19 protein-coding genes, 1 tRNA gene and 1 pseudogene are annotated in these 19,194 nt (G+C 71.1%); 11 read left to right on the top strand and 10 right to left on the bottom strand.

What is annotated here, in order from left to right; all coding sequences use genetic code 11:
- Window positions 1-186 precede the first annotated feature (186 nt).
- Genes FL583_RS40960 through FL583_RS17360 form a run of 4 tightly spaced genes read right to left on the bottom strand, consistent with a single transcriptional unit; the run spans window position 187 to window position 7,330 of the window.
- Window positions 187-2,211: a serine/threonine-protein kinase gene (locus FL583_RS40960; RefSeq protein WP_205752217.1), complete on the bottom strand. Its 2,025-nt coding sequence runs from the start codon at window positions 2,209-2,211 to the stop codon at window positions 187-189.
- Window positions 2,212-2,247: 36 nt separating this feature from the next.
- Window positions 2,248-5,727, bottom strand: a complete 3,480-nt coding sequence (locus tag FL583_RS17370; RefSeq protein WP_142705710.1) for an AAA family ATPase — start codon at window positions 5,725-5,727, stop codon at window positions 2,248-2,250.
- Entirely contained in the window at window positions 5,724-6,488 is a 765-nt protein-coding gene (locus FL583_RS17365; protein ID WP_240746722.1) for an MBL fold metallo-hydrolase, read from the bottom strand. The genes FL583_RS17370 and FL583_RS17365 overlap by 4 nt, the downstream gene beginning before the upstream one ends.
- Complete coding sequence (locus FL583_RS17360; protein WP_170323697.1) at window positions 6,485-7,330, bottom strand: NUDIX hydrolase; 846 nt, start codon at window positions 7,328-7,330, stop codon at window positions 6,485-6,487. The genes FL583_RS17365 and FL583_RS17360 overlap by 4 nt, the downstream gene beginning before the upstream one ends.
- A gap of 97 nt (window positions 7,331-7,427) precedes the next feature.
- On the opposite strand from FL583_RS17360, the gene FL583_RS17355 reads away from it, so the two are divergent.
- A complete protein-coding gene (locus FL583_RS17355; RefSeq protein ID WP_170323696.1) occupies window positions 7,428-8,174 on the top strand; it encodes a MerR family transcriptional regulator in 747 nt (248 codons plus the stop codon).
- A gap of 95 nt (window positions 8,175-8,269) precedes the next feature.
- Window positions 8,270-9,005, top strand: a pseudogene (locus tag FL583_RS42960) (ATP-binding protein); the annotation flags it as partial.
- Here FL583_RS42960 and FL583_RS17345 read toward each other — a convergent pair.
- Window positions 9,004-9,618: a DUF2397 family protein gene (locus FL583_RS17345; protein ID WP_420843153.1), complete on the bottom strand. Its 615-nt coding sequence runs from the start codon at window positions 9,616-9,618 to the stop codon at window positions 9,004-9,006. The pseudogene FL583_RS42960 and the gene FL583_RS17345 overlap by 2 nt on opposite strands.
- Before the next feature lie 107 nt (window positions 9,619-9,725).
- Between FL583_RS17345 and FL583_RS17340 the strand changes: the two genes are divergently transcribed.
- Both FL583_RS17340 and FL583_RS17335 read left to right on the top strand, forming a co-directional pair.
- Entirely contained in the window at window positions 9,726-9,983 is a 258-nt protein-coding gene (locus tag FL583_RS17340) for a type II toxin-antitoxin system Phd/YefM family antitoxin (RefSeq protein WP_142705708.1), read from the top strand.
- Window positions 9,983-10,408: a type II toxin-antitoxin system VapC family toxin gene (locus FL583_RS17335; protein WP_142705707.1), complete on the top strand. Its 426-nt coding sequence runs from the start codon at window positions 9,983-9,985 to the stop codon at window positions 10,406-10,408. The genes FL583_RS17340 and FL583_RS17335 overlap by 1 nt, the downstream gene beginning before the upstream one ends.
- Before the next feature lie 83 nt (window positions 10,409-10,491).
- Here the strand turns inward: FL583_RS17335 and FL583_RS17330 are convergent.
- Window positions 10,492-10,568: transfer RNA gene (locus tag FL583_RS17330), tRNA-Pro, on the bottom strand.
- Between the two features lie 17 nt (window positions 10,569-10,585).
- The gene (locus FL583_RS17325) at window positions 10,586-11,515 is read right to left on the bottom strand and encodes a metallophosphoesterase (protein ID WP_142705706.1); all 930 of its coding nucleotides are present in this window, start codon (window positions 11,513-11,515) and stop codon (window positions 10,586-10,588) included.
- Window positions 11,516-11,581: 66 nt separating this feature from the next.
- Here FL583_RS17325 and FL583_RS17320 point away from each other — a divergent pair, with 66 nt between their 5' ends.
- Window positions 11,582-12,046, top strand: coding sequence for a GatB/YqeY domain-containing protein (locus FL583_RS17320; protein ID WP_142705705.1), 465 nt, complete (start codon window positions 11,582-11,584; stop codon window positions 12,044-12,046).
- A gap of 85 nt (window positions 12,047-12,131) precedes the next feature.
- Here FL583_RS17320 and FL583_RS17315 read toward each other — a convergent pair whose 3' ends face one another.
- Window positions 12,132-14,573, bottom strand: a complete 2,442-nt coding sequence (locus tag FL583_RS17315; protein WP_142705704.1) for a penicillin-binding protein — start codon at window positions 14,571-14,573, stop codon at window positions 12,132-12,134.
- 283 nt (window positions 14,574-14,856) lie between these two features.
- Here FL583_RS17315 and FL583_RS17310 point away from each other — a divergent pair, with 283 nt between their 5' ends.
- Window positions 14,857-15,147 carry a WhiB family transcriptional regulator gene (locus tag FL583_RS17310; protein ID WP_142705800.1) on the top strand — a complete coding sequence of 97 codons (291 nt, stop codon included), beginning with the start codon at window positions 14,857-14,859 and terminating at the stop codon, window positions 15,145-15,147.
- Here FL583_RS17310 and bagB read toward each other — a convergent pair.
- Window positions 15,130-16,257, bottom strand: coding sequence for an ArsA family ATPase (gene bagB, locus FL583_RS17305; protein ID WP_142705703.1), 1,128 nt, complete (start codon window positions 16,255-16,257; stop codon window positions 15,130-15,132). The genes FL583_RS17310 and bagB overlap by 18 nt on opposite strands.
- Entirely contained in the window at window positions 16,254-17,225 is a 972-nt protein-coding gene (bagA, locus tag FL583_RS17300; RefSeq protein ID WP_142705702.1) for an ATPase BagA, read from the bottom strand. The genes bagB and bagA overlap by 4 nt, the downstream gene beginning before the upstream one ends.
- A 56-nt stretch (window positions 17,226-17,281) precedes the next feature.
- Here bagA and FL583_RS17295 point away from each other — a divergent pair, with 56 nt between their 5' ends.
- From FL583_RS17295 to FL583_RS17280, 5 genes are read left to right on the top strand one after another with little or no spacing between them, the layout of a single operon-like run.
- Window positions 17,282-17,443 (top strand): Sp36 family protein, encoded by a 162-nt coding sequence (locus FL583_RS17295; RefSeq protein WP_142705701.1) that lies wholly within the window; start codon window positions 17,282-17,284, stop codon window positions 17,441-17,443.
- Window positions 17,440-17,898 (top strand): RidA family protein, encoded by a 459-nt coding sequence (locus FL583_RS17290; RefSeq protein ID WP_142705700.1) that lies wholly within the window; start codon window positions 17,440-17,442, stop codon window positions 17,896-17,898. The genes FL583_RS17295 and FL583_RS17290 overlap by 4 nt, the downstream gene beginning before the upstream one ends.
- A 44-nt stretch (window positions 17,899-17,942) precedes the next feature.
- Window positions 17,943-18,080: a hypothetical protein gene (locus FL583_RS40185; protein WP_170323695.1), complete on the top strand. Its 138-nt coding sequence runs from the start codon at window positions 17,943-17,945 to the stop codon at window positions 18,078-18,080.
- Between the two features lie 46 nt (window positions 18,081-18,126).
- Complete coding sequence (locus FL583_RS17285) at window positions 18,127-18,450, top strand: PadR family transcriptional regulator (RefSeq protein ID WP_170323694.1); 324 nt, start codon at window positions 18,127-18,129, stop codon at window positions 18,448-18,450.
- Window positions 18,447-19,187 carry a hypothetical protein gene (locus FL583_RS17280; RefSeq protein ID WP_142705699.1) on the top strand — a complete coding sequence of 247 codons (741 nt, stop codon included), beginning with the start codon at window positions 18,447-18,449 and terminating at the stop codon, window positions 19,185-19,187. Before FL583_RS17285 ends, FL583_RS17280 begins: the two co-directional genes overlap by 4 nt.
- Window positions 19,188-19,194 lie beyond the last annotated feature (7 nt).

Below are 19,194 nucleotides of genomic sequence, written 5' to 3'. Positions count from 1 at the left end.
CTCCTGACATGAGATAGTGCTTACCGTCATATAATAGACACTTGGGACGGTAGGCGCCGGAGATGACGAGCACATCTTCCCTGGCCGCCGCGGCACGGCGGCAACGGGGCGGGGCGTGCGACACCCGACTCACGATCGACGACCGAGGCAACATGTGCCGTGGCCGGTCGCGGGGATACGTCGCACCTACTTGACGAACACGGCCTTGCGGGGGGTGTTCTCGCCCTTGCCGGCCAGGCAGCGGAAGTTGGCACCGGTCTTGTCGGCGGACACGGCTATCCGCCAGCCGCTCGGATCCTGACCGGTCGCCGATAGTGCCCCTTGGAGCACCGCGTCCGAGCACAGCACCTGGACGTTCGCGTCGGCCTTGAGCGACGAGGCGTTCGCGCTGCTCTCGCTCGAGGCGAGCTGGCCGATCACGAACGTCTCCCAGGTGTGGTTGTTCGTGCACTCACGGCTCTGGTAGGTCCCGTCGGACTTGACGCGCCAGCATTCCGGGCCGGACGGGCACCGAGCCTGGATACCCGCGCCCCGCGCGGCCAGCACGGCGACGTCGCACGGGGAGCCGAGCGCGTCGGTGCCCGCGGTGCCGGTCGGCAGGTCGAGCGGGAAATCGGGGATCTCGCCGCTCTGGGACGGCAGCGGCTCGCCGGACGGCGCCTGGGTCGGCGCGGTCGGGCCGGGGTCGCCGCTGGGTTCGAGCGTGGTCGGGGTGTCGTCCCCGCCGCCACCGAGGAAACCGATCGCCGCGGCGCCGATGCCACCGGCCACGAGCAGCACCGCGACGACGACGGCCAGGATCACCACCAGGCGCTTGGAGCCGTTGCTCTTCCGCGGGCCGCCGGGTGGAGCGTTGAAGCCGCCCGGCGGCGGGTACGGCGGCGGCCCGCCGGGCGGCTGCCCGCCGGGCGCGAACGTGTTGGCCGGGAACACCGTCGTCTGGTTCATCGGCCGCCCACCACCCGGCCCCGAGACCGGAGGCGCGCCGTAAGCCGCCGCCGGGCTCGCCGGCGGACCGCTGTTCGGCGCGGACGGCCCACCGGGCGGCTGGCCGTACGGCGGCGGCCCGCTCGGCGGGGTGCCGTACAACGTCGGAGGCATCCCGTGCGCCGTCGGCGCGCCGCTGTGCGGCCCAGGCGGCCCGCTGTGTGGCGCCGGCGGCCCACTCTGCTGCACCGGCGGACCGCTCTGCGGGGCGGACGGCGCTCCACCGTACGGCGGGTACGGCGCCCCGCCGCTGACCGGCACGCTCGCCGACCCGAACCCGCCCGACGGCGGCCCGGACGACGGCGCGCCGGATGACGGGGGGCCGCTCTGCGGCCCGGGGATCGTCGGCGCGGCGCTGAAGCCCGCGGCCCGCGACCCGGTGTCCGACTCGAGGTCGAGCGACGCCAGCGCGTCCCGGAACTCCCCGGCCGACGGGTACCGATCCTCGGCGTACGGCGCCATCGCCCGGCGCAACACCGCCGAGAGCCCCGGTGGCACGCCCGGAATATCCGGTATCGGCTCGTCCAGGATCATGACCATCGTCGCCAGGCTCGGCGTCCCGGTCTCCGGCCACCTCGGCGGACGCCCGGACAGCAGCGCGTACAACGACGCCCCGAGCGAGAACTGATCGCCGAGCGGCGAGGGCGCCTCCATCCGGAACACCTCGGGTGGCGCGTACGCCGGCGTCAGCGCCTCGATCGTCACCGACAGCTCGCGGCTCGGGTCGGGCAGCGCGGCCAGCCCGAAGTCGGCCAGCCCGGGCACCCCGTACCGGTTGATCAGGATGTTCCCCGGCTTCACGTCCCGGTGCAGGATGCCGTTGTCGTGAGCGGCCTGCAGCGCGTCGGCGATCTTCACACCGACGTCCCGGACCTCGACCGGCGACAGCGGCCCGCGCTCGCGCAGCCGGGCCGCGTACGACCCGCCGGTGCACAGCTCCATGACCAGATACGGATGGTTGTCCGGCGTCACGCCCGCGTCGTAGATGTTGACGACGTTGGGGTGGCCGGACATCCGACCGGCCGCCTCGGCCTCACGGACGAATCGACGCCGGTCGCGCTCGGACTCCAGAGAGCGGGTGTCGATCTTGAGCGCGACCTCACGTCCGATCGAGTCCTGCCGGGCGCGGTATACGGTCGAGTACCCTCCGCGCGCCAGAACGGTCAGATCGGACAGACCGGCCACCGGTGATGCCGGTTGGGTCCCGGACGCCTCACTTCGCACGTGGACGACCGTACCGACTTACTGCGACCCGTGGGACTACTCCGGCCGCGCCAACGCCCGAGCGAGCGCCACCCGGTCACGCACCGTGTCGCTGGCGGCTCGCTCCGACGCCTGCTCGGTGCCGTAGGCGAGCGTCACGGCATCGTCGGCGGCGACGAGCGCCTCGTCCAGACTTCCGCTGGCGCCGAGCGAGATCGCCAGGGCCCGCCGGGCGACGATCCGGCTCCGGATGTCTTCGGCCGGCACCCGCGACGCCCGGCGCGCCCACTCCAGCGCCTCCTCGGTCTTGCCGGCCTCCAGCAGCACGCCCGAGTAGTGCGCGAGCGCCTGCCGCCGCGGGAACAGCAGCGACGGGCCGCCGGCGTCGTTCACGACCTCGCCGAGCAGCTCCAGCGCACCGTCCCGGTCGCCGGTCAGCCGCCGGGCCTGGGCCCGCAGCACCAGCGGCCCCACCCGGGTGGACGGGTCGACCTCCAGCGGCTCGATGAGCTCCAGCGTCCGGACGGCGTCGGCCTCGGCCGCAGCGATCTCGCCGGTCGCGAGGTGGCAGTAGCCGCGGATCGTCAGCGCGATCCCGGCGGTCAGCGGGTGGCCGATCTCACGGCCGACGGCCAGCGCCTCGGTGAACAGGTCGACGGCCTCGTCGAGCCGGTCGTAGCCGCGGGCGATCACCCCGCGCACGGTCAGGGCCAGGCTGGCGCCCCACGGGTCGTGGCCGGCCCGGAAAGCGGCGTTGGCCAGGTCGGCCTGGCGGGTCGCGTACGTGAGCTCGCCCAGCTCGGCCGCGGCGAACGCGTCGACGATCCGCAGCGCGGCGACGGCCCAGCCGTCGGCCACCCGCTCGGCGTACGGGACGAACTTCTCGGCCAGCCGACGAGCATCGTGCAGCCGCCCCTCCAGCAGGCGGACGAACGCGGTCGTACCCCGCACCCAGGAGCGTCCGGCCGGGTCGTCGAGTCGCGCGAACACCGCCCGGGCTTCTTCGAGCACCCGGTCGGCCCGGCCGAAGTCTCCCCGGGTGGTCGCCGACCAGGCCAGGTGCTGGAGCGCCCAGGCCGTGCCCGGCCCGTCCCCGGACGCCGAGGCGACCCGGTAGGCCGCGGTGAACCGACGCTCGGCCAGCGGCAGACGTCCGCCCAGGTAGTCGAGCATGCCGAGCCGTCGCAGCGCCTCGCTCTCGCAGTTCGGCAGGTCGGCGGTGCGGGACTTGCGCAGGGCCGAGTTCCAGGCCGCGATCGCGCCCCGGTTGTCGCCGCCCGCGCGCAGGGCCTCGCCCTTGACCAGCAGCGCGGCGACCGCGACCGGCCCGGTACCGGCGGCCACCGCCGACGCCAGCTCCCCGGCCTCGTCCGAACGTCCGCTGGCCAGCAGCGCCCGGGCTCGGAGCAGCTCGAGTTCCCCGGTCGGCTCCTGCAGCGCCAGCGCGCGGTCGAGCAGGTCGAGCGCCCGGCCCGGCTCGCCCAGCGCGATCGCCCGCTCGGCCAGCCGGGAGAGCGCGGCGACGCCGATCGGAGCCACGTCCCGAGCCTCGTGCTGCGGTGGCAGCGACATCTGGTTGGCCAGCTTCAACGCCCGCTCGACGTGCCGGGCGATGAACTCGTCCCGCTCGACGTCGGACAGGCCGCGGACCGGGTCGGCGTCGGCCCAGCGGGCGATCCGCGCGTGCCGGACCGCGAGGTCGGCCCGGCCGACCGCGCTGTAGGCGGCCTCGCGCATCAGCGCGGTGACGAACGCGTACCCACCGCTCGCGGTCCGCCGCAGCATCCGACGGCTGATCAGGTCGCCGAGCGCCCGATCCAGGTCGGACGTCGCCGCCACCGGGGAGTGCCCGCGGATCTCCTCCAGCGCACCGGCCGGCACCCGGTCGCCGACCACGGCCGCGTCCCGGAGCACCGACCGCGGGTACGGCGGCAGCGCGTCGATGCGGGCGGTCAGCACGGCCGCGAGGTCGGACGAGAGCAGCCGCCCGGCGAACCCGCCCGGCGCCAGCCGCCAGCCGGCCGCCCCACCGGTCAGCCGGCCCTGCTCGACCAGCAGCGAGACCAGTTCGGCCAGGTAGAACGGGTTGCCCTGGGCGGTGGCGAGCAGCCGGGTCTCGTCGGCCCGGTCGAGCGGCCCGCCGAGGTACGACCGGAGCAGCCGGGACACCGCGGCCCCGGTGAGCGGCGGCAACGGCAACGGCTCGGCGGCCGGGAGCCTGGTCAGCAGCCCCCGGGTGCGCACCAGCTCGGGCCGCCCGAACAGCAGCACGAGCACGGCCCCGTCGAGGTGGTCGACGAGCGCTCCGAGCGCGTCGAGCGTGTCCGGCGACGCGTTGTGGACGTCGTCCACCACGATCAGCAGCGGCTCGACCGCGGCGAGCCCGTTGAGCAGCGCGGCCAGCACCTGCGGGGTCCGTTCCCGGCGGCCGGCCGCGGTCGGCACCCCGGGGACGCCGGGCAGCGCCTCCACGTCGGACTCGACCCCGACCAGGTCGAACAGCACTTCGACGCCGCCGGGGCCGAGGCCGGGGTCGGGCAGCGCGGTCGCGACCCGGCGGATGCTCTCGGCGATCCGCTCGGGCGAGTCGTCGGGCTCGACGCCGCAAGCCTGACGCACCAGGTCGGCCAGTGCGGCCGACCCACCGACCTCGCCGAACGCCGGGCACCGGGTGCTGAGCGCCCGGGCGCTGAACCCGTCGCCGACCGCGCGGGCCACCTCGGCGCCGAGCCTGGTCTTGCCCGCGCCGGCCTCCGCGGTGACGACGACGACCCGCGGCTCGCCCTGCTCGGCCACCTCGGCGAAGCGTCCGAGCAGGCGTCCGGACTCCACCTCGCGGCCGACGAACGGCGCCTCGTCGCCGAGCCCCGGCCGGATGCCGGGCGCGTCACGCAGCCCGAGCAGCTCGTACGCCTCCACCGGCTGACGCTTGCCCTTCAGCCGCAGCGGCGGCAGCCGACGCCAGGCGGCCCGGTCGCGGGTCGCCCGCTGGGTACGGGCGCCGGCGTAGACCGCGCCCATGCCGGCCGCGTCGGACAGCCGGGCCGCGGTGTTCACGGTGTCGCCGATGACCGTGTACGACAGGGCGGCCTGCACGCCCGCGACGACCTCACCGGTGTTCACCCCGACCCGCAGCCCGAGTCGACGTCCGCCTCCCAGTTCGTCCTCGATGACGCGTTTGACCGCGCGCTGCATGGCGAGCGCGGAACGGACGGCGCGCTCCGGATCGTCCTCGTGGGCAACGGGAGCGCCGAAGACGGCCATGATGCCGTCGCCGGTCAGTTTGTCGACGTGACCGCCGAAGGCGGTGACGGCCTGCGCGCAGGCCGCGAGGACCCGGTCGGTCAGCCGACCGACCCGTTCCGGGTCCAGGTCCTCCGACCAGGCCGTGAAATCGGTGAGGTCGCCGAAGAGGACCGTCACCACCCGGCGTTCGGTCTCGACACTGCCGAGGTCGACGTCCGGCAGGCGCGTACCGCAGTGATGGCAGTACAGCGCGCCGGGGACCGCAACCGTGCCGCAGACCGGGCAGGTCATGGTCGGCCGTTCGCTCGCAAATAGTCCAGCTGGGCCCGGACCGACAGCTCGGCCGCGGGCCAGACCGACCGGTCGACGTCGGCGTAGACGGTCTCCACGACCTCGTGCGGGGTCGACGCGCCGGCCGCCACCGCGGCCCGCACCTGTTCGAGCCGCTCGGCGCGGTGCTGCAGGTAGTACCCGGCGACCGCGGACGCGTCGGGCAGCACCGGGCCGTGCCCGGGCAGCACCGGGATCGAGCCCAGGCCGCGGAGCCGCTCCAGGCTGGTGAGGTACTCGCCCAGCGCACCGTCCGGCCAGGCCACGACCGTGGTGCCCCGGCCCAGGATCGTGTCGCCGGTGAGCACGGCTTCTTCACCGATGACGAAGGAGACCGAGTCGGCGGTGTGGCCGGGAGTCGCGAAGGTTCGGATTCTGATGCCGGCCAGGTCGAGCGGCTCGCCGTCGGGAATCAGGGCCTGGCCCCCGACCGAGTGCTTCGGATCCTGCGCGAGCACGTCCGAACCGGTCATTTCGGCGAACCGGGCCGCACCCTCGGCATGGTCGGGGTGACCGTGCGTGAGTAGCGTGACCGCGACCGGGCCGAGCGCGGCGACCCGCTCCAGGTGTTCGGGCATCAGCGGCCCCGGGTCGATGACGACGCACGCTTCTGCGCCGGGCGCACGCAGCACCCAGGTGTTGGTGCCGTCGAGCGTCATCGGGCCGGGGTTGTCGGCGCGCACGAGCGTCGCCCAGTTCGGAACCCACTCGGGCAGCGTCACGCCCTAGATCCTCCCCCGTCGACCGCGGGTGGACGCCCGTGTCGGGCGATACCGGTCATCAGACCGGCGATGAACTCCGGCGTGACGCCGGCGGGCAGCAGTTCACGCACGTCGTCCGGGAGCTCGATCCGCGGACCGTCCGGCGGGCCGAAGTAGGTCGGCCGGATCGGCCGGATGGGGCGGCCCTCGGCCGCCGCGAACACGTCGGCGAGCGTGCCGAACTCGGTGAGGCCGAGCAGCGTGGACGCGGTCGGCGGCAGCATGCCGAACTCGCCCGCGGTCACCGCGGTCAACGCGTCGGCCGGGCTCATCCACAGCCCCCGGGTGGCCTCGCCGGACGGTTCCTGCGGCTCCTGACCGGCCGGCAGGCCGGCGACGAAGAACCGCGTGTCGAACCGGCGCTTCTCGGCCTCGGGGGTGATCCAGTGCGTCCACGGACGCAGCAGGTCGGTCCGGAGGACCAGCCCGCGCCGGGCGAGCAGGTCCGGGAGGGTCGTGTCCCCGGCTTCCAGGTCGGCCCGGTCTTCGGCCAGCTCGTCCGCGCCCGGGAACGGCGTGTCACCGGCCGGCTCGGCGAGCAGCACCCCGATCTCCTCGAACGTCTCCCGGACCGCGGCGGTGACCAGCGCCCGGGACAGACCCGCGTCGGCGGAGAGCGGCCACTGCGCGGGGTCGGGACCCCGCCAGGAACCTTCCGGGACGTGGTCTCCCGGGTCGACCGAGCCACCGGGGAAGACGGTCAGACCGGCGAACGCGCGCAGCGCCGTCGAGCGGACGAGCAGGTAGGCCTCGAGACCGCCGGGCGCGTCCCGTAGGAGGATCGTGGTAGAGGCGTCCCGCATGAGGGCATCGTAGGTCGTCGAGGGTGGTCGTCGACCTGCTGTCGGCGATCTGCTGCGCTGTCTTGGGGTCCAGGGCTCGTGGAGTACGGTGCCTGCTGTGACGGGGCGCCATTACGGTGAATACGGAGAGTCGGGCACGGACGTTCCGTTACCGGCGGAATTGACCGTCGATCAGCTGGCCGAGCTCTGCCGGGTCAGCGTCCGGCTGGTGCGGGCGCACCAGTCGAGGCGGCTGCTCCATCCCCCACGTCGGGTCGGCCGCCGCAGCGTCTACGACCACTCGCACATCGACCGCCTGGAGCTCATCCAGCGGTTGCAGAAGGCCGGGTTCTCGCTGGCGGCGATCCGCGCGCTGCTGCAGACCGGCCACAACGCGCCCGAGCTGGCGCTGGCCTGGCACGCCGAAGGTCTGGCGATGCGCTTCCCGTCGACCGACGACACGTCCGACCCGGACCTGCAGGTCGAGCCGGAGGGTGTGGCTGACCTGCATGCGCAGCCCGGCGCCTGGGAGGCGCTGGAGTCGTACGGGCTGGTCAGCCGGGATCCGGACGGCAACTGGTACGGCACCCACCCGGTGCTGGTGGCCGTGGGCAGGCGGGCGAGGGAACTCGGGATGCCGTCGACGGAGATCACGAGGTTGCAGTTGCGGGTGGCGGCGGCGGCGCTGGAGTTGTCGCGGGAGATCATCGAGTCGTTCAGTGCGATCTTCCGGGCGGCCGGGGGTGGGCCGGACCGGAAGATCGAGGATTACGCGAGCATGAGTTCGGTGGCGACGGCACTGGTGACGGCGACGTTCGAGGTTCAGCTCTCGCGGTTGGTGCGCGGTGTGGTCGACGGTCTGTAGCGCTTGAATCACCGGCTCGCCAAGGCACGCGATCAGCCGGTGCAGCGCCGTCCCGATGCTCGACGCTCCCGAGAAACAGTTGACGCGAACGTAAATTGGCGGCCGCGCCGGACGCCCTGCACGGCCGGATGGAGGCCATCGAGCTGTGGCCGTTCAGTCAGGGTGAGATCGACGGAGCCCCGGACCGCTTCATCGACGCCGCTTTCGAGCTCGGCGTTGACTTGCGTATCGAGTCCGACATGACGCGCGCCGAGTACGCCCACCGGATCGTCCGGGGCGGGCTGCCCGAGGCCGTGAGCCGCACCGACCCGCGCCGACGGGCTCGCTTCCACGATGCCTATGTGCAGTCGCTCATCGATCGGGACGTCAGCCGGCTCGCCGATATTCAACGCAAGAACGAGCTGAGGCGCCTGATCCGCCTGCTCGCCGCACGGACCGGAACAATCGTGCACGCCGACGGCCGCCTCGGATTCGACGTGGGCCTGTCCCGGCTCACGATCGGGCGATATCTGCAAGCCCTGGAGGAAATCTTCCTCGTCAAACGGATCCCCGGCTGGTCCCGCAACCTGGGCACGCGCGACCGCCGCACCGAAGCTGATCTTCGTCGACTCCGGCATCGCCGCGCAGGAACTGTCCGTCGACTCCCGGGCGCTGCTACGTCCCGGCGCCCCCTTCGGCCCGCTGCTGGAGACTTTCGTGCTATCGGAGCTGGCACGCCAACGCAACTGGTCGGACACGATGGTCGACCTCTACCACTACCGCGACCATTCCAAGTTCGAAGTGGACGCCGTCCTCGAAGACCGTCGTGGCCGCGTGGTCGGCGTTGAAGTCATTCCGGGCGGATGTCGGGCGTTCGGCTCAGGTCGCCGAGCATGTGGTAAAAACGCGCGGCTCGCTCGGCGACGTCCGCCAGCTCCCGGTCCAATCGGTTCAGCTTCCGGTAGACCTCTTCAGCGTCACCGGACTCGTTCGCGACAGCCAGAGCCTTGAGATCCGCGAGCAGATCGGCAAAAACCAGGCGCGACAGGGTGCTGTCCTGAACGTTCGCCGCGAGCACACTCTCGACGGCCCGGTGAGCCCGATAACCCGCCTCGGTGAACTGGTAGATCGAGTGGCGATTGCGGTACTCGGCCAGGGTCGCCGCCCGGGTGCCGTCCTGGCCCCGGTCGAGGACGCCCCACTCGACCAATGCATCCAGCAGACGCGGAAGTTCGAGTGTTGCGGGCTCCGGGCATTCACTGTGCGTCGTGGCCAGCCCGGCCAGCGCCGACGCGACCTCGGTCGTGTGCAGGACCACGTGGTAGCTGGAGCGGGCGGCGTCGAAGGCGCGCAGCACCCACAGGTAGGCGAGGCGATTGTCGGCGGTGACGTAGCCGAAGAGCCGGAGCCGGTCGTCCAACCCGAAGTCATCCAGCCCGAACGACGGGGGCTGGGGATCTGGCATCGGCTCTCCTGCCGGGGAAGGGGAGGATCACCCCAACTTATCTGTGAATACTCAGGTCCGCACACCCTGAAGGTAGTAACGTTCCTACCGGATGTGGAGGGGGAGCTATGGCCATCACGACGTTTTCGAGTCGCGAGTTCAACCAAGACACTGGCCGCGCCAAGAACGCCGCCCGCAACGGCCCGGTCTTCATCACCGACCGCGGTCGACCGGCGTACGTCCTGCTGACCTTCGGTGTCTACCAGCGGCTGACCGGCAGCCAAGACAGCATCGTCGACCTGCTCGGTAGCCCCGTAGACGAGGCGGATATCGAGTTCGATACCACGCCGTCGCGTGACGTCGCTCGGCCGGCGGACCTCAGCTGATGTTCTTGCTCGACACGAACGTCGTTTCCGAGCTTCGGAAGGCGAAGGCGGGTAAGGCCGATAAGAACGTCGTTGATTGGGCCGCCGGCGCTGCGGCGAGCAGCATGTTCATCTCGGCGATCACGGTCCAGGAACTGGAGATCGGGGTCCTCCTCGTCGAACGGCGGGACCCGGCCCAGGGATCGGTGCTGCGCCGCTGGCTGGAATCACAGGTTCTGCCCGCGTTCGCGGAGCGCGTCCTCCCGGTGGACACCGCGGTCGCCCGGCGCAGCGCTAGGTTGCACGTCCCTGACCCGCATCCGGTCAGGGACTCGCTCATCGCGGCGACTGCGCTCGTGCACGGGATGTTGGTCGTGACCCACAACGTGTCCGATTTTGCGCCAACGGGCGTGGAGATCGTGGACCCTTGGCAGGCCGTCGTCTAACGGTCACGGCTGCATTGTCCACGGTCAAAACAGAAAAAGACCGGTTCCCCACGAAGGGAAACTGGCCTTTACCTGCAATAACGTGGTCGGGGTGGCGGGATTCGAACCCACGGCCTCTTCGTCCCGAACGAAGCGCGCTACCAAGCTGCGCCACACCCCGGCGGCACGGAGCAAATACTAGCCGACGCCGGCCGACTCCCGCGCACGGGTATCCCGCCCCCCGTGCTCCGGCCTCGGCACCAGCGTGAGCAGGCTCACCTCAGGCGGGCAGGCGAACCTGATCGGCGCGTACGGTGACGTCCCCATACCTGCGGAAACGTGCAGCCACGTGTCCCCGCTCCAGCGGTGCGCACCGCGAGCGAGATCACGTTCGATGCCACAGTTCGTGACCAGCGCGCCATAGCCCGGCACCCGCAGCTGCCCGCCGTGCGTGTGGCCGGCCAGCACCAGGTCGTACCCGTCGGCGGCAAAAGAGTTCAGCACCCGCGGCTCCGGCGCGTGCACCAGGCCCAGGTGCAGGTCCGCCGGCGGCAACGCCCCCGCGACGTACCGGTCCAAACGAAGGTGCGGGTCGTCCACCCCACCCAGGTCCAGAACCCGGCCTCCGGCCGTGACGGTCGCCCGAGCGTTCGTCAGGTCCGCCCACCCGGACTCGGCCAGTGCGTCGCGGAGATCGGTCCACGGCAGCGACGGGCCGTGGACGCGCTTGTGGTGCTTGTCGAAATACTTGAACGGGTTCTTGGGGACCGGCCCGTAGTAGTCGTTCGACCCGAACACGAACGCTCCGGGCCGCCGCAGCAGCGGGCCGAGCGCGTCGAGCACCGACGGCACCGCGTCCGCCGACGAGAGGTTGTCACCGGTCAGCGCGACGAAGTCCGGGTCCAGCGCGTCCAGGCTGCGGACCCACTCCTGCTTGCTGTGCTGCCCGGGCAGCATGTGCAGGTCCGAGATGTGCAGGATGCGTAGCGGCTCGGCGTCCTGGGCCAGCACGGGGACGTCGAAACGGCGGAGCGTCCAGCGTGTCCGCTCGTACAGCGCCGAGTAGGCCAGCGTCGCCGCGCCCGCGCCGACCGCCCCGCCAACAGCACCCAGGAGCAAGCGCTTCATGGTTGAGCAGCGTACCCGCCGAAAATCCACCGGCCACCCCACCCGCCGGGAGTACGGTCGGACCTCATGAGCACTACTGAAGGCGGCCTGAAGACCCGCCTCACGACCGATCTCACGACCGCGATGAAGTCCCGGGACGAACTCGTCACCGCGACCCTGCGGATGGCCCTCACCGCGATCCGCAACGAGGAAGTGGCCGGAAAGGCCGCTCGTGAGCTCTCTGACGACGAAGTGCTCCGGGTGCTCACCCGGGAAGCCAAGAAGCGAACTGAGGCCGCTGAGGCCTTTGCGTCGGGCGGACGGGCCGATCGTGCAGACCGCGAGCGCGCCGAAGGTGAGGTCCTCTCCCGGTACCTGCCGAAGCAGCTCTCCGACGACGAACTGACCGCGGTCGTCGCGTCCGCCCTCTCCGACGCCGGCGTCACCGACGTCAAACAGATGGGTCAGGCCATGAAGGCGGTGCAGGCCGCCGTCGCCGGGCGCGCGCCCGGCGGCCGCGTCGCGGCCGAGGTCAAGCGACAGCTCTCCTGATTCCTTCCGACGTCACCCAGGCCGACGTCGGACCGCACGCAGAAGTGGCCCCCGGGAGCATCCCGGGGGCCACTGTCACGAGCGCCTAGTTGTCGTTGTTGCCGGGCCCGCCGCCCTGCTGGTCCTTGCACATCGGCAGGTCGGGGTTGGCCGCGCAGATCTGGTCGCGGATGCCGCCGTCGCCGTTCTCGCCGGGCTTCGGGGTCTCCGGAGCCTTCTCCTGGCCGTTGCTCAGCACCAGCATGACGACGCCGCCCTTGGTGCTCGAGCTACCGCCGGGCGGTTCGCTCCGGGAGACGCGACCCTCACCCTCGTCGGAGTTCTCCCGGGTCGACGACACCCGCACCTCGAAGCCCGCCGCCCGGAGCTTGCTGGTCGCCGCGTCCACCGAGTCGCCGGTCGTGTCCGGCACCGTCACCCGGACGCCGTAGGCCAGCTTGTTCGTCGGCGCCGTGAACTGCTTCACCGGCAGCTTCGACACGGCCGCGTCGAGCGTGTTGCGGCCGACGTGGATCGGGATGTTCGTGTTCGGAACTTCCTGGGTCGGGCTGTCCGGGTTGGCGATGAACGACGCGGCCGAGAGGTTCGGCGTGAAGGCCACGAACCAGGCCGTCGCGTTGTCGTCGGTGGTACCGGTCTTGCCCGCGACCGGGCGGTCGATCTGACCGCCGACGCTGGCCGCCGTCCGGGTCCCGCCCGGGTGCGTGCAGGAGATGCCGACCATCGACTGGTCGCCGACCGGGCAGCGCGCCATGTCGGCGGCGGCGTCCGCGACCTGCTGCGGGATCGTCTGCTTGCAGCTCGGGTTGGCCAGGTCGGTGAGCTGCTTGCCGTCCTGGTCGGTGATCGACTTGAGCGGGAGCGGCGCGCAGTACTTGCCGCGGGCCGCGATCGTCGCGTAGGCCGTCGCCATGTCCAGCGGCGAGACCTGGGCGACGCCGAGCGTGAACGCGCCCCAGGCGTTGGGGTCGGTCTGGGCGTCCTTCTTGTTCTTCAGGTCCTCGGTCGAGCGGAGCTCGACGCCGGCCGCCTCGGCCGCCGAAATGGCCGACTTGACCGAGACCTGCTCCTCCAGCGGGACGAAGTACGTGTTGGCCGACTCGCCGAACGCGCTGGACATCGTCTGCAGGCCGGTCATGTTCTTGCCCGCGTTCTTCGGGCACCACTTGCCGCTGCCGTCCGAACAGTCGCCGGGGAACTGCGAGGTGTATCGCGGCTGCGAGAAGATCGTGTGACTCAGCGGGATGTTCTTCTCCAGCGCCGCCACCGCGGTGAACATCTTGAACGTCGATCCGGCCTGGAAGCCCGGTGACACCGACGAACCGGACAGCAGCGGGTTGACCGTGTAGGGGTAGCTCTTCCGGCCCTGACCCTTGCCGATGCCGTACTTCCGGTTGATCGCCATCGCCTTCACCCGGCCGGTGCCGGGCTCGACCACGACGACGCCGGTCGCGAACGGGTTGCTCGCGCTCAGCTCGTTGTCGACGTTCTTCTGGGCGGCCGCCTGCATCCGGAGATCGAGCGAGCTGACGATCTTGTAGCCGCCCTTCTTGAGGTTGTCCTCACGCTCGGTGCGGGTCTTGCCGAACGCCGGGTTCGACTTCCACCAGTCGAGGAACCAGCCGCAGAAGAAGCCGAAGTTCGTGTTGCCGTTCTCACAGGACTGCTTGGTCGGCTTCGGGTTGAGCCCGAGGTCGGTCTTCTTGGCCGCGTCGGCCTCGGCCTGGGTGATGTACTTCAGCTTCACCATCTGGTTCAGCACGTACTCCCGGCGGTCGAGCGCCGGCTTCTGGCCGAACTTGCCGCCGACCGGGTTGTACTGGGTCGGGTTCTGCGCCATGCCGGCGATCATCGCGGCCTCGGGCAGCGTCAGCTGCGACGGCGGCTTGCTGAAGTAGGCGTAGGACGCCGAGTAGATGCCGTAGCCACTGTTCCCGAAGAACGTGATGTTCAGGTAGTTCTGCAGGATCTGGTCCTTGGAGAGCTGCTTCTCGAGCGCGATCGCGTACCGCATCTCGCGCAGCTTCCGGCCCGCCGTGTCCTCGGTGGCCAGCCGGTACTCCTCGGAGTTGGTCGCGCCGTACTTCAGGATCGACCGCACGTACTGCTGGGTCAGCGTCGAGGCGCCCTGCGACACCTCGCCGTTCGCCTGGTTCTTGACGAACGCCCGGATCACGCCACGGCCGTCGACGCCCTGGTGCTGGTAGAACCGGTTGTCCTCGGCCGCCACGATCGCCTGACGCATCACCGGGGCGATGTCGGCCAGAGCGACGTTCCGCCGGTTCTCGTCGTAGAACTGGGCGATGACGTTCCGCCCGTCGGCCGCGTAGAGCACCGAGTTCTGCGGCACCGGCGGGATCTTGAGGTTCGCCGGAAGGTCACTGAAGGAATCCGAGGCCGACTTAGCGGTTAATCCGGACACACCGACCGCTGGGAAAGCGGCGGCGGCGATCACCACACCGGCGAGGATTCCGCAGAGCACCAGTGAGACGACATTGGCGATCGTGCGGTCCTGAGGCAACTTCACGGCTGACAGAGTACGCAGAGAACTCCAGAATCCCCGGTTGCGTGGTTACTCGCGGGTTGGTGTGACAGGGGGCACCAGGCCTGAGCAGGGCAACCTCGAACGAACGGTGGATGGCCACTGGCCATTAGTTCTGTTGAAAGACCACCCGAATGGCCGCTGCCAACTGCTACCGCCCCTTTCTTACCGTCCTGGGGCAGGCATGCCGGACCGATACGGCGTCGCCCACACGGATTGCGTGCCTGACGAGCCTTGCCGGGACGGCGTGACGCTGAAGGGGGCAGAGATGGGAATGATCGCTGACTGGGCTGGACGTGCGGCCTGTCGTGCCAGCGATCCGGACTCGCTCTTCGTCCAGGGAGCGGCGCAGAACCGTGCCAAGACGGTCTGCATGGGTTGTCCGGTTCGAACCGAGTGCCTCGCTGACGCCCTCGACAACCGCGTCGAGTTCGGGGTCTGGGGCGGTATGACCGAGCGCGAGCGCCGTGCTCTCTTACGCCGGCGCCCCGACGTCACGTCGTGGTGGAAGCTGCTCGAAACCGCACGCAAAGCGCACGACCTACAGCCGACGGGTTAGTGCGGCGCCCACTCGGCGCAAGCCGTCGAGGTCGTGGACGTCCTCGGCCTCGGCCGGCACCTCGACGACGGGAACGTCCGGGTGCGCGGTGGTGAACCCCGCCGCGATCCGCTTCTCCCGCTCCACCAGCCGCGACAGATCGGCGTGGATGCGGAGCACCTCGACCGTCACCGGCGACGCGCCGGTGCGCTCGAGCTCCTCCGCACCGGCCAGCGCGTCGGCCGCCGACAACGACGGCGCCTCGGTCGCGTGCACCCGGTTGAGCACCAGACCGGCGAGCGGCATGTCCTCCGCGATCAGCCGAGCGGCGAAGTACGACGCCTCCCGCACCGCGTCCGGCTCCGGAGCCGCCACCACGACGAACGCCGTGCCCGGCGTCTTCAGCAGGTCGTAGGTGCGCTGAGCCCGCTCCCGGAACCCGCCGAACATCGAGTCCAGCGCTCCGACGAACGTCGAGACGTCGTTCAGCAGCTGCGCGCCCAGGATCTTCGTGATGACCCGGCCGAAGATCGAGAACGACGCCGACATCACCTTCATGACGCCCCGCCCGCCCGTCTTGGCCGGCGCCAGCAGCATCCGCAGCAGCCGGCCGTCGAGGAAGTTGGCCAGGTTCTGCGGCGCGTCCAGGAAGTCCAGCGCCGACCGGCTCGGCGGGGTGTCGACGATGATCAGGTCCCACTCGTCGGCCGCCCGTAGCTGGCTCAGCTTCTCCATCGCCATGTACTCCTGCGTCCCGGAGAACGAGGACGACATGGCCTGGTAGAACGGGTTGGCGAAGATCTCCTCGGCCCGTTCGGGGTCGGTGTGCGCGAGCACGACCTCGTCGAACGTCCGTTTCATGTCGAGCATCATCGCGTGCAGCTCGCCGCCGGAGCCGGCCTCGACGCCCTTCACCCGGCGGGGCGTGTTGTCGAGCTCGGAGAGCCCCATCGACTGGGCCAGCCGGCGGGCGGGGTCGATCGTCAGCACGACCGTCCGGCGCCCGGCCTCGGCCGCGCGCAGCCCCAGCGCGGCCGCGGTCGTGGTCTTGCCCACTCCGCCGGAGCCGCAGCAGACGATGATCCGGGTGGCCGGATCGGTCAGCAGCGCCTCGATGTCCAGTCGCGTCACGACGCTCGCACCCCCGCGTTCCGCAGCACGTCGGCCAGCTCGTACAGACCGTCGGAGTCGATCCCGCCGGCCAGGAACGGCAGGTCGACCACCGGCCGGCCCAGCTCGGTCAGGTCGGCGCGCAGGCGCTGCTCCAGCGCGGCCCGCCGGACGTGGTCGCTGACCTCGTCGGTGAGGCCCTTGAGAGTCCCCCGGTCGGTCGGCAGCCCGGCCGCGGTCAGCCCGCGCTTCAGCTCGGCCTGGGTGACCTTCGCGTCGACGAGCGACGCGCTCCGGACCGAGTTCACCAGCACCGCGCCGATCGGCAGCCCGATACCGGCCAGCTCGGTCACCGCGTCCGCCGTCTCCTGGACCGGCATCTCCTCGAGGAGCGTCACCAGGTGGACGGCGGTCATCGGCGAGCGGAGAACGGCCATCACCCCGTCGGACTGGGACTTGATCGGCCCGACCTTGGCGAGCCCGGCCACCTCGTGGTTGACGTTGAGGAAGCGGGCGACGCGGCCGGTCGGCGGCGCGTCCATCACGACCGCGTCGTAGACGCGGCGGCCGCGGTCCGCACGGGTCACCGCCTCCTTGACCTTCCCGGTCAGCAGCACGTCACGCATGCCGGGGGCGATCGTCGTGGCGAAGTCGATCGCGCCGAGCTTCTTGAGCATCCGGCCGGCCCGGCCGAGCTTGTAGAACATCTCCAGGTAGTCGAGGAGCGCCTCCTCGGCGTCCACGGCGAGCGCGCGGACCTCGCCACCCTCGGGGGCGACCGCGATCGGCCGCTCGCTGTAGGGCAGCGGGTCCAGGCCGAACAGCGGGGCGATGCCCTGCCGGCCCTCCACCTCGACGAGCAGGGTGCGGCGACCGCCGGCGGCCAACGCGAGGGCCAGCGCGGCGGCGACCGTCGTCTTGCCGGTTCCGCCCTTTCCGGTGACTACGTGCAGCCGCGCCTGGGGGAACGAAGTGGATTCCTCGGGCACTCTACGAGCGTAACCACGGTCGGGGAGTAGCCGCCTCTCACAGTAGGGTTCGGGCCATGACGAAGTGGGAGTACGTGACGGTTCCGCTGCTGGTGCACGCCACGAAGCAGATCCTCGACAACTGGGGCGAAGACGGCTGGGAACTCGTCTCGGTGATCCCCGGGCCGAACGCCGAGCAGCTCGTTGCCTACTTGAAGCGTCCGAAGGAGGGGCAGTGAGCAAGATCGCTGACCGCCTCGCCGAGCTCGGCCTGACGCTCCCGGCCGTGGCGCCCCCGGTTGCGGCTTATGTCCCGGCGGTGCGCACCGGCCCGTACGTGTACACGTCCGGGCAACTCCCGCTGGTCGACGGCAAGCTCACCGTCACCGGTCTGCTGGGTGCCGAGGTGACGGCTGAGGTCGGCTACGAGCAGGCCCGCCTCTGCGGGCTCAACGCCCTCGCCGCGGTCGCGTCCGTCATCGATCTGGACGCCGTGGTGCGCGTCGTGAAGGCGGTGGGTTTCGTGGCCTCGGCGCCGGGGTTCACTGGGCAGCCGGGCGTGGTGAACGGGGCCAGCGAGCTGTTCGGCGCGGTGTTCGGTGAGGCGGGGAAGCACGCGCGGAGTGCGGTGGGGGTGGCGGCTCTGCCGTTGAACGCGCCGGTAGAGGTGGAGCTGATCGTCGAGGTCCGCTGAGCGAGAAGCACTAAGACCCGGCCCAACCGGGTACCGACAACTCCGTGACCATCGGAGAAATGATCTGGGCCGGTTGCTGGTACGCGCTGCTGCTCGGATCCATCGCCTGGCTCGCCGTCGGGCTCACCAAGTACTGGAAGCAGCGCCGCCAGCACCCGCTCCTCCGCCTCCTACGCCGATAAGCGTGGCTTGCCCGATATATCGCCCTGGAGGATCTAATGTGCCTCCATGACGAGAATTCCCCGATTGACGGCAGCGATGGTCGCCATCCTGCACGTCCTCCTCGACGCTAACGACGACGACCCCCACTGGGGCCTTCGCATCTGTGAACAGGCGAAACTCGGGCCGGGCACCGTTTACCCAGCGCTCGACCGGCTCACCGTCGCCGACTGGGTCAGCTCCACTTGGGAGGGTGAGTACTCGGCTCCCCGCCCCCGCCGTCGGCTCTACCAGCTGACCCCCGAGGGCCGCACCGCCGCCACCGCGGCCCTGCAAGCAAAAGCGGCAGCGAAACTTCACTGGCGTCCAGCCGCCGCCGGCGGCATCGCGTGACCGAACTCGCCGCCCCGGCCCGACCAGCGCCCCCGACGCTGCCGCGCCGGATCGCGGCCACCCTCCTCACCGGCGTGGTCGTCAGCCTCGCCGCCGCGCTGAACTCGAACCCACTCGCCGGAACCCTGCTCGGCGCCTGCGCCGCCGTCGTCGTCTACCTCGACAGCGCCGCCCCGGCCCGGCCGATCGCCTGGCTCCGAACCGGCAGCCTGGTCGGCGCGGCCGCCGGACTCGTCAACGCGGCTTGCGCGACGCTCTCCCGGGCGCCGGCCGTCCTCGGCCACGAGGTCGTGATCGGCGTCGGGCTCAGCCTCGGTGCGAGTTGGGGGCTGGCCGGCCTGATCCTGCGCCAAGGGCGGGCGGACCTCGGCGCGCTGATCGGGCTGCTCGCCGGCCCGAACGACACCCTCACCCCCGAGGGCGTCCGCCGCGACCTCGAGGACGTCCCGACGCCGTGGCGCCGCTTCCGCTACGCGGCCGATCTGGTCTCCGCGGCCCTGCGAATCAGAACCCACCGGCTCGCCGCCACGTTCTGGGCCCCGCTGGACTGGGTCCTCGGCTCCGATCTGCGCCTCTTCCTGTCCTCGGCGCTCCCGCCCGTAGGCGCCGGCGTCTACCTCTACGCCAGGACCGGCAGCGCCGGCGCGATCTTCGACAACATCCAGAACCTCGCCGCACTGGGCGGAGCAATCGCGTTCGTCGGCGACCGGCTCCGCCGAATCAGGTCCAATCGCTAGGAGGCAC

The organism is Cryptosporangium phraense, from assembly GCF_006912135.1.
GTDB classification, from domain to species: Bacteria; Actinomycetota; Actinomycetes; order Mycobacteriales; family Cryptosporangiaceae; genus Cryptosporangium; species Cryptosporangium phraense.
The sequence above is the reverse complement of the archived record's forward strand: the minus strand, read 5'-3'. Positions and strand labels throughout refer to the sequence as shown.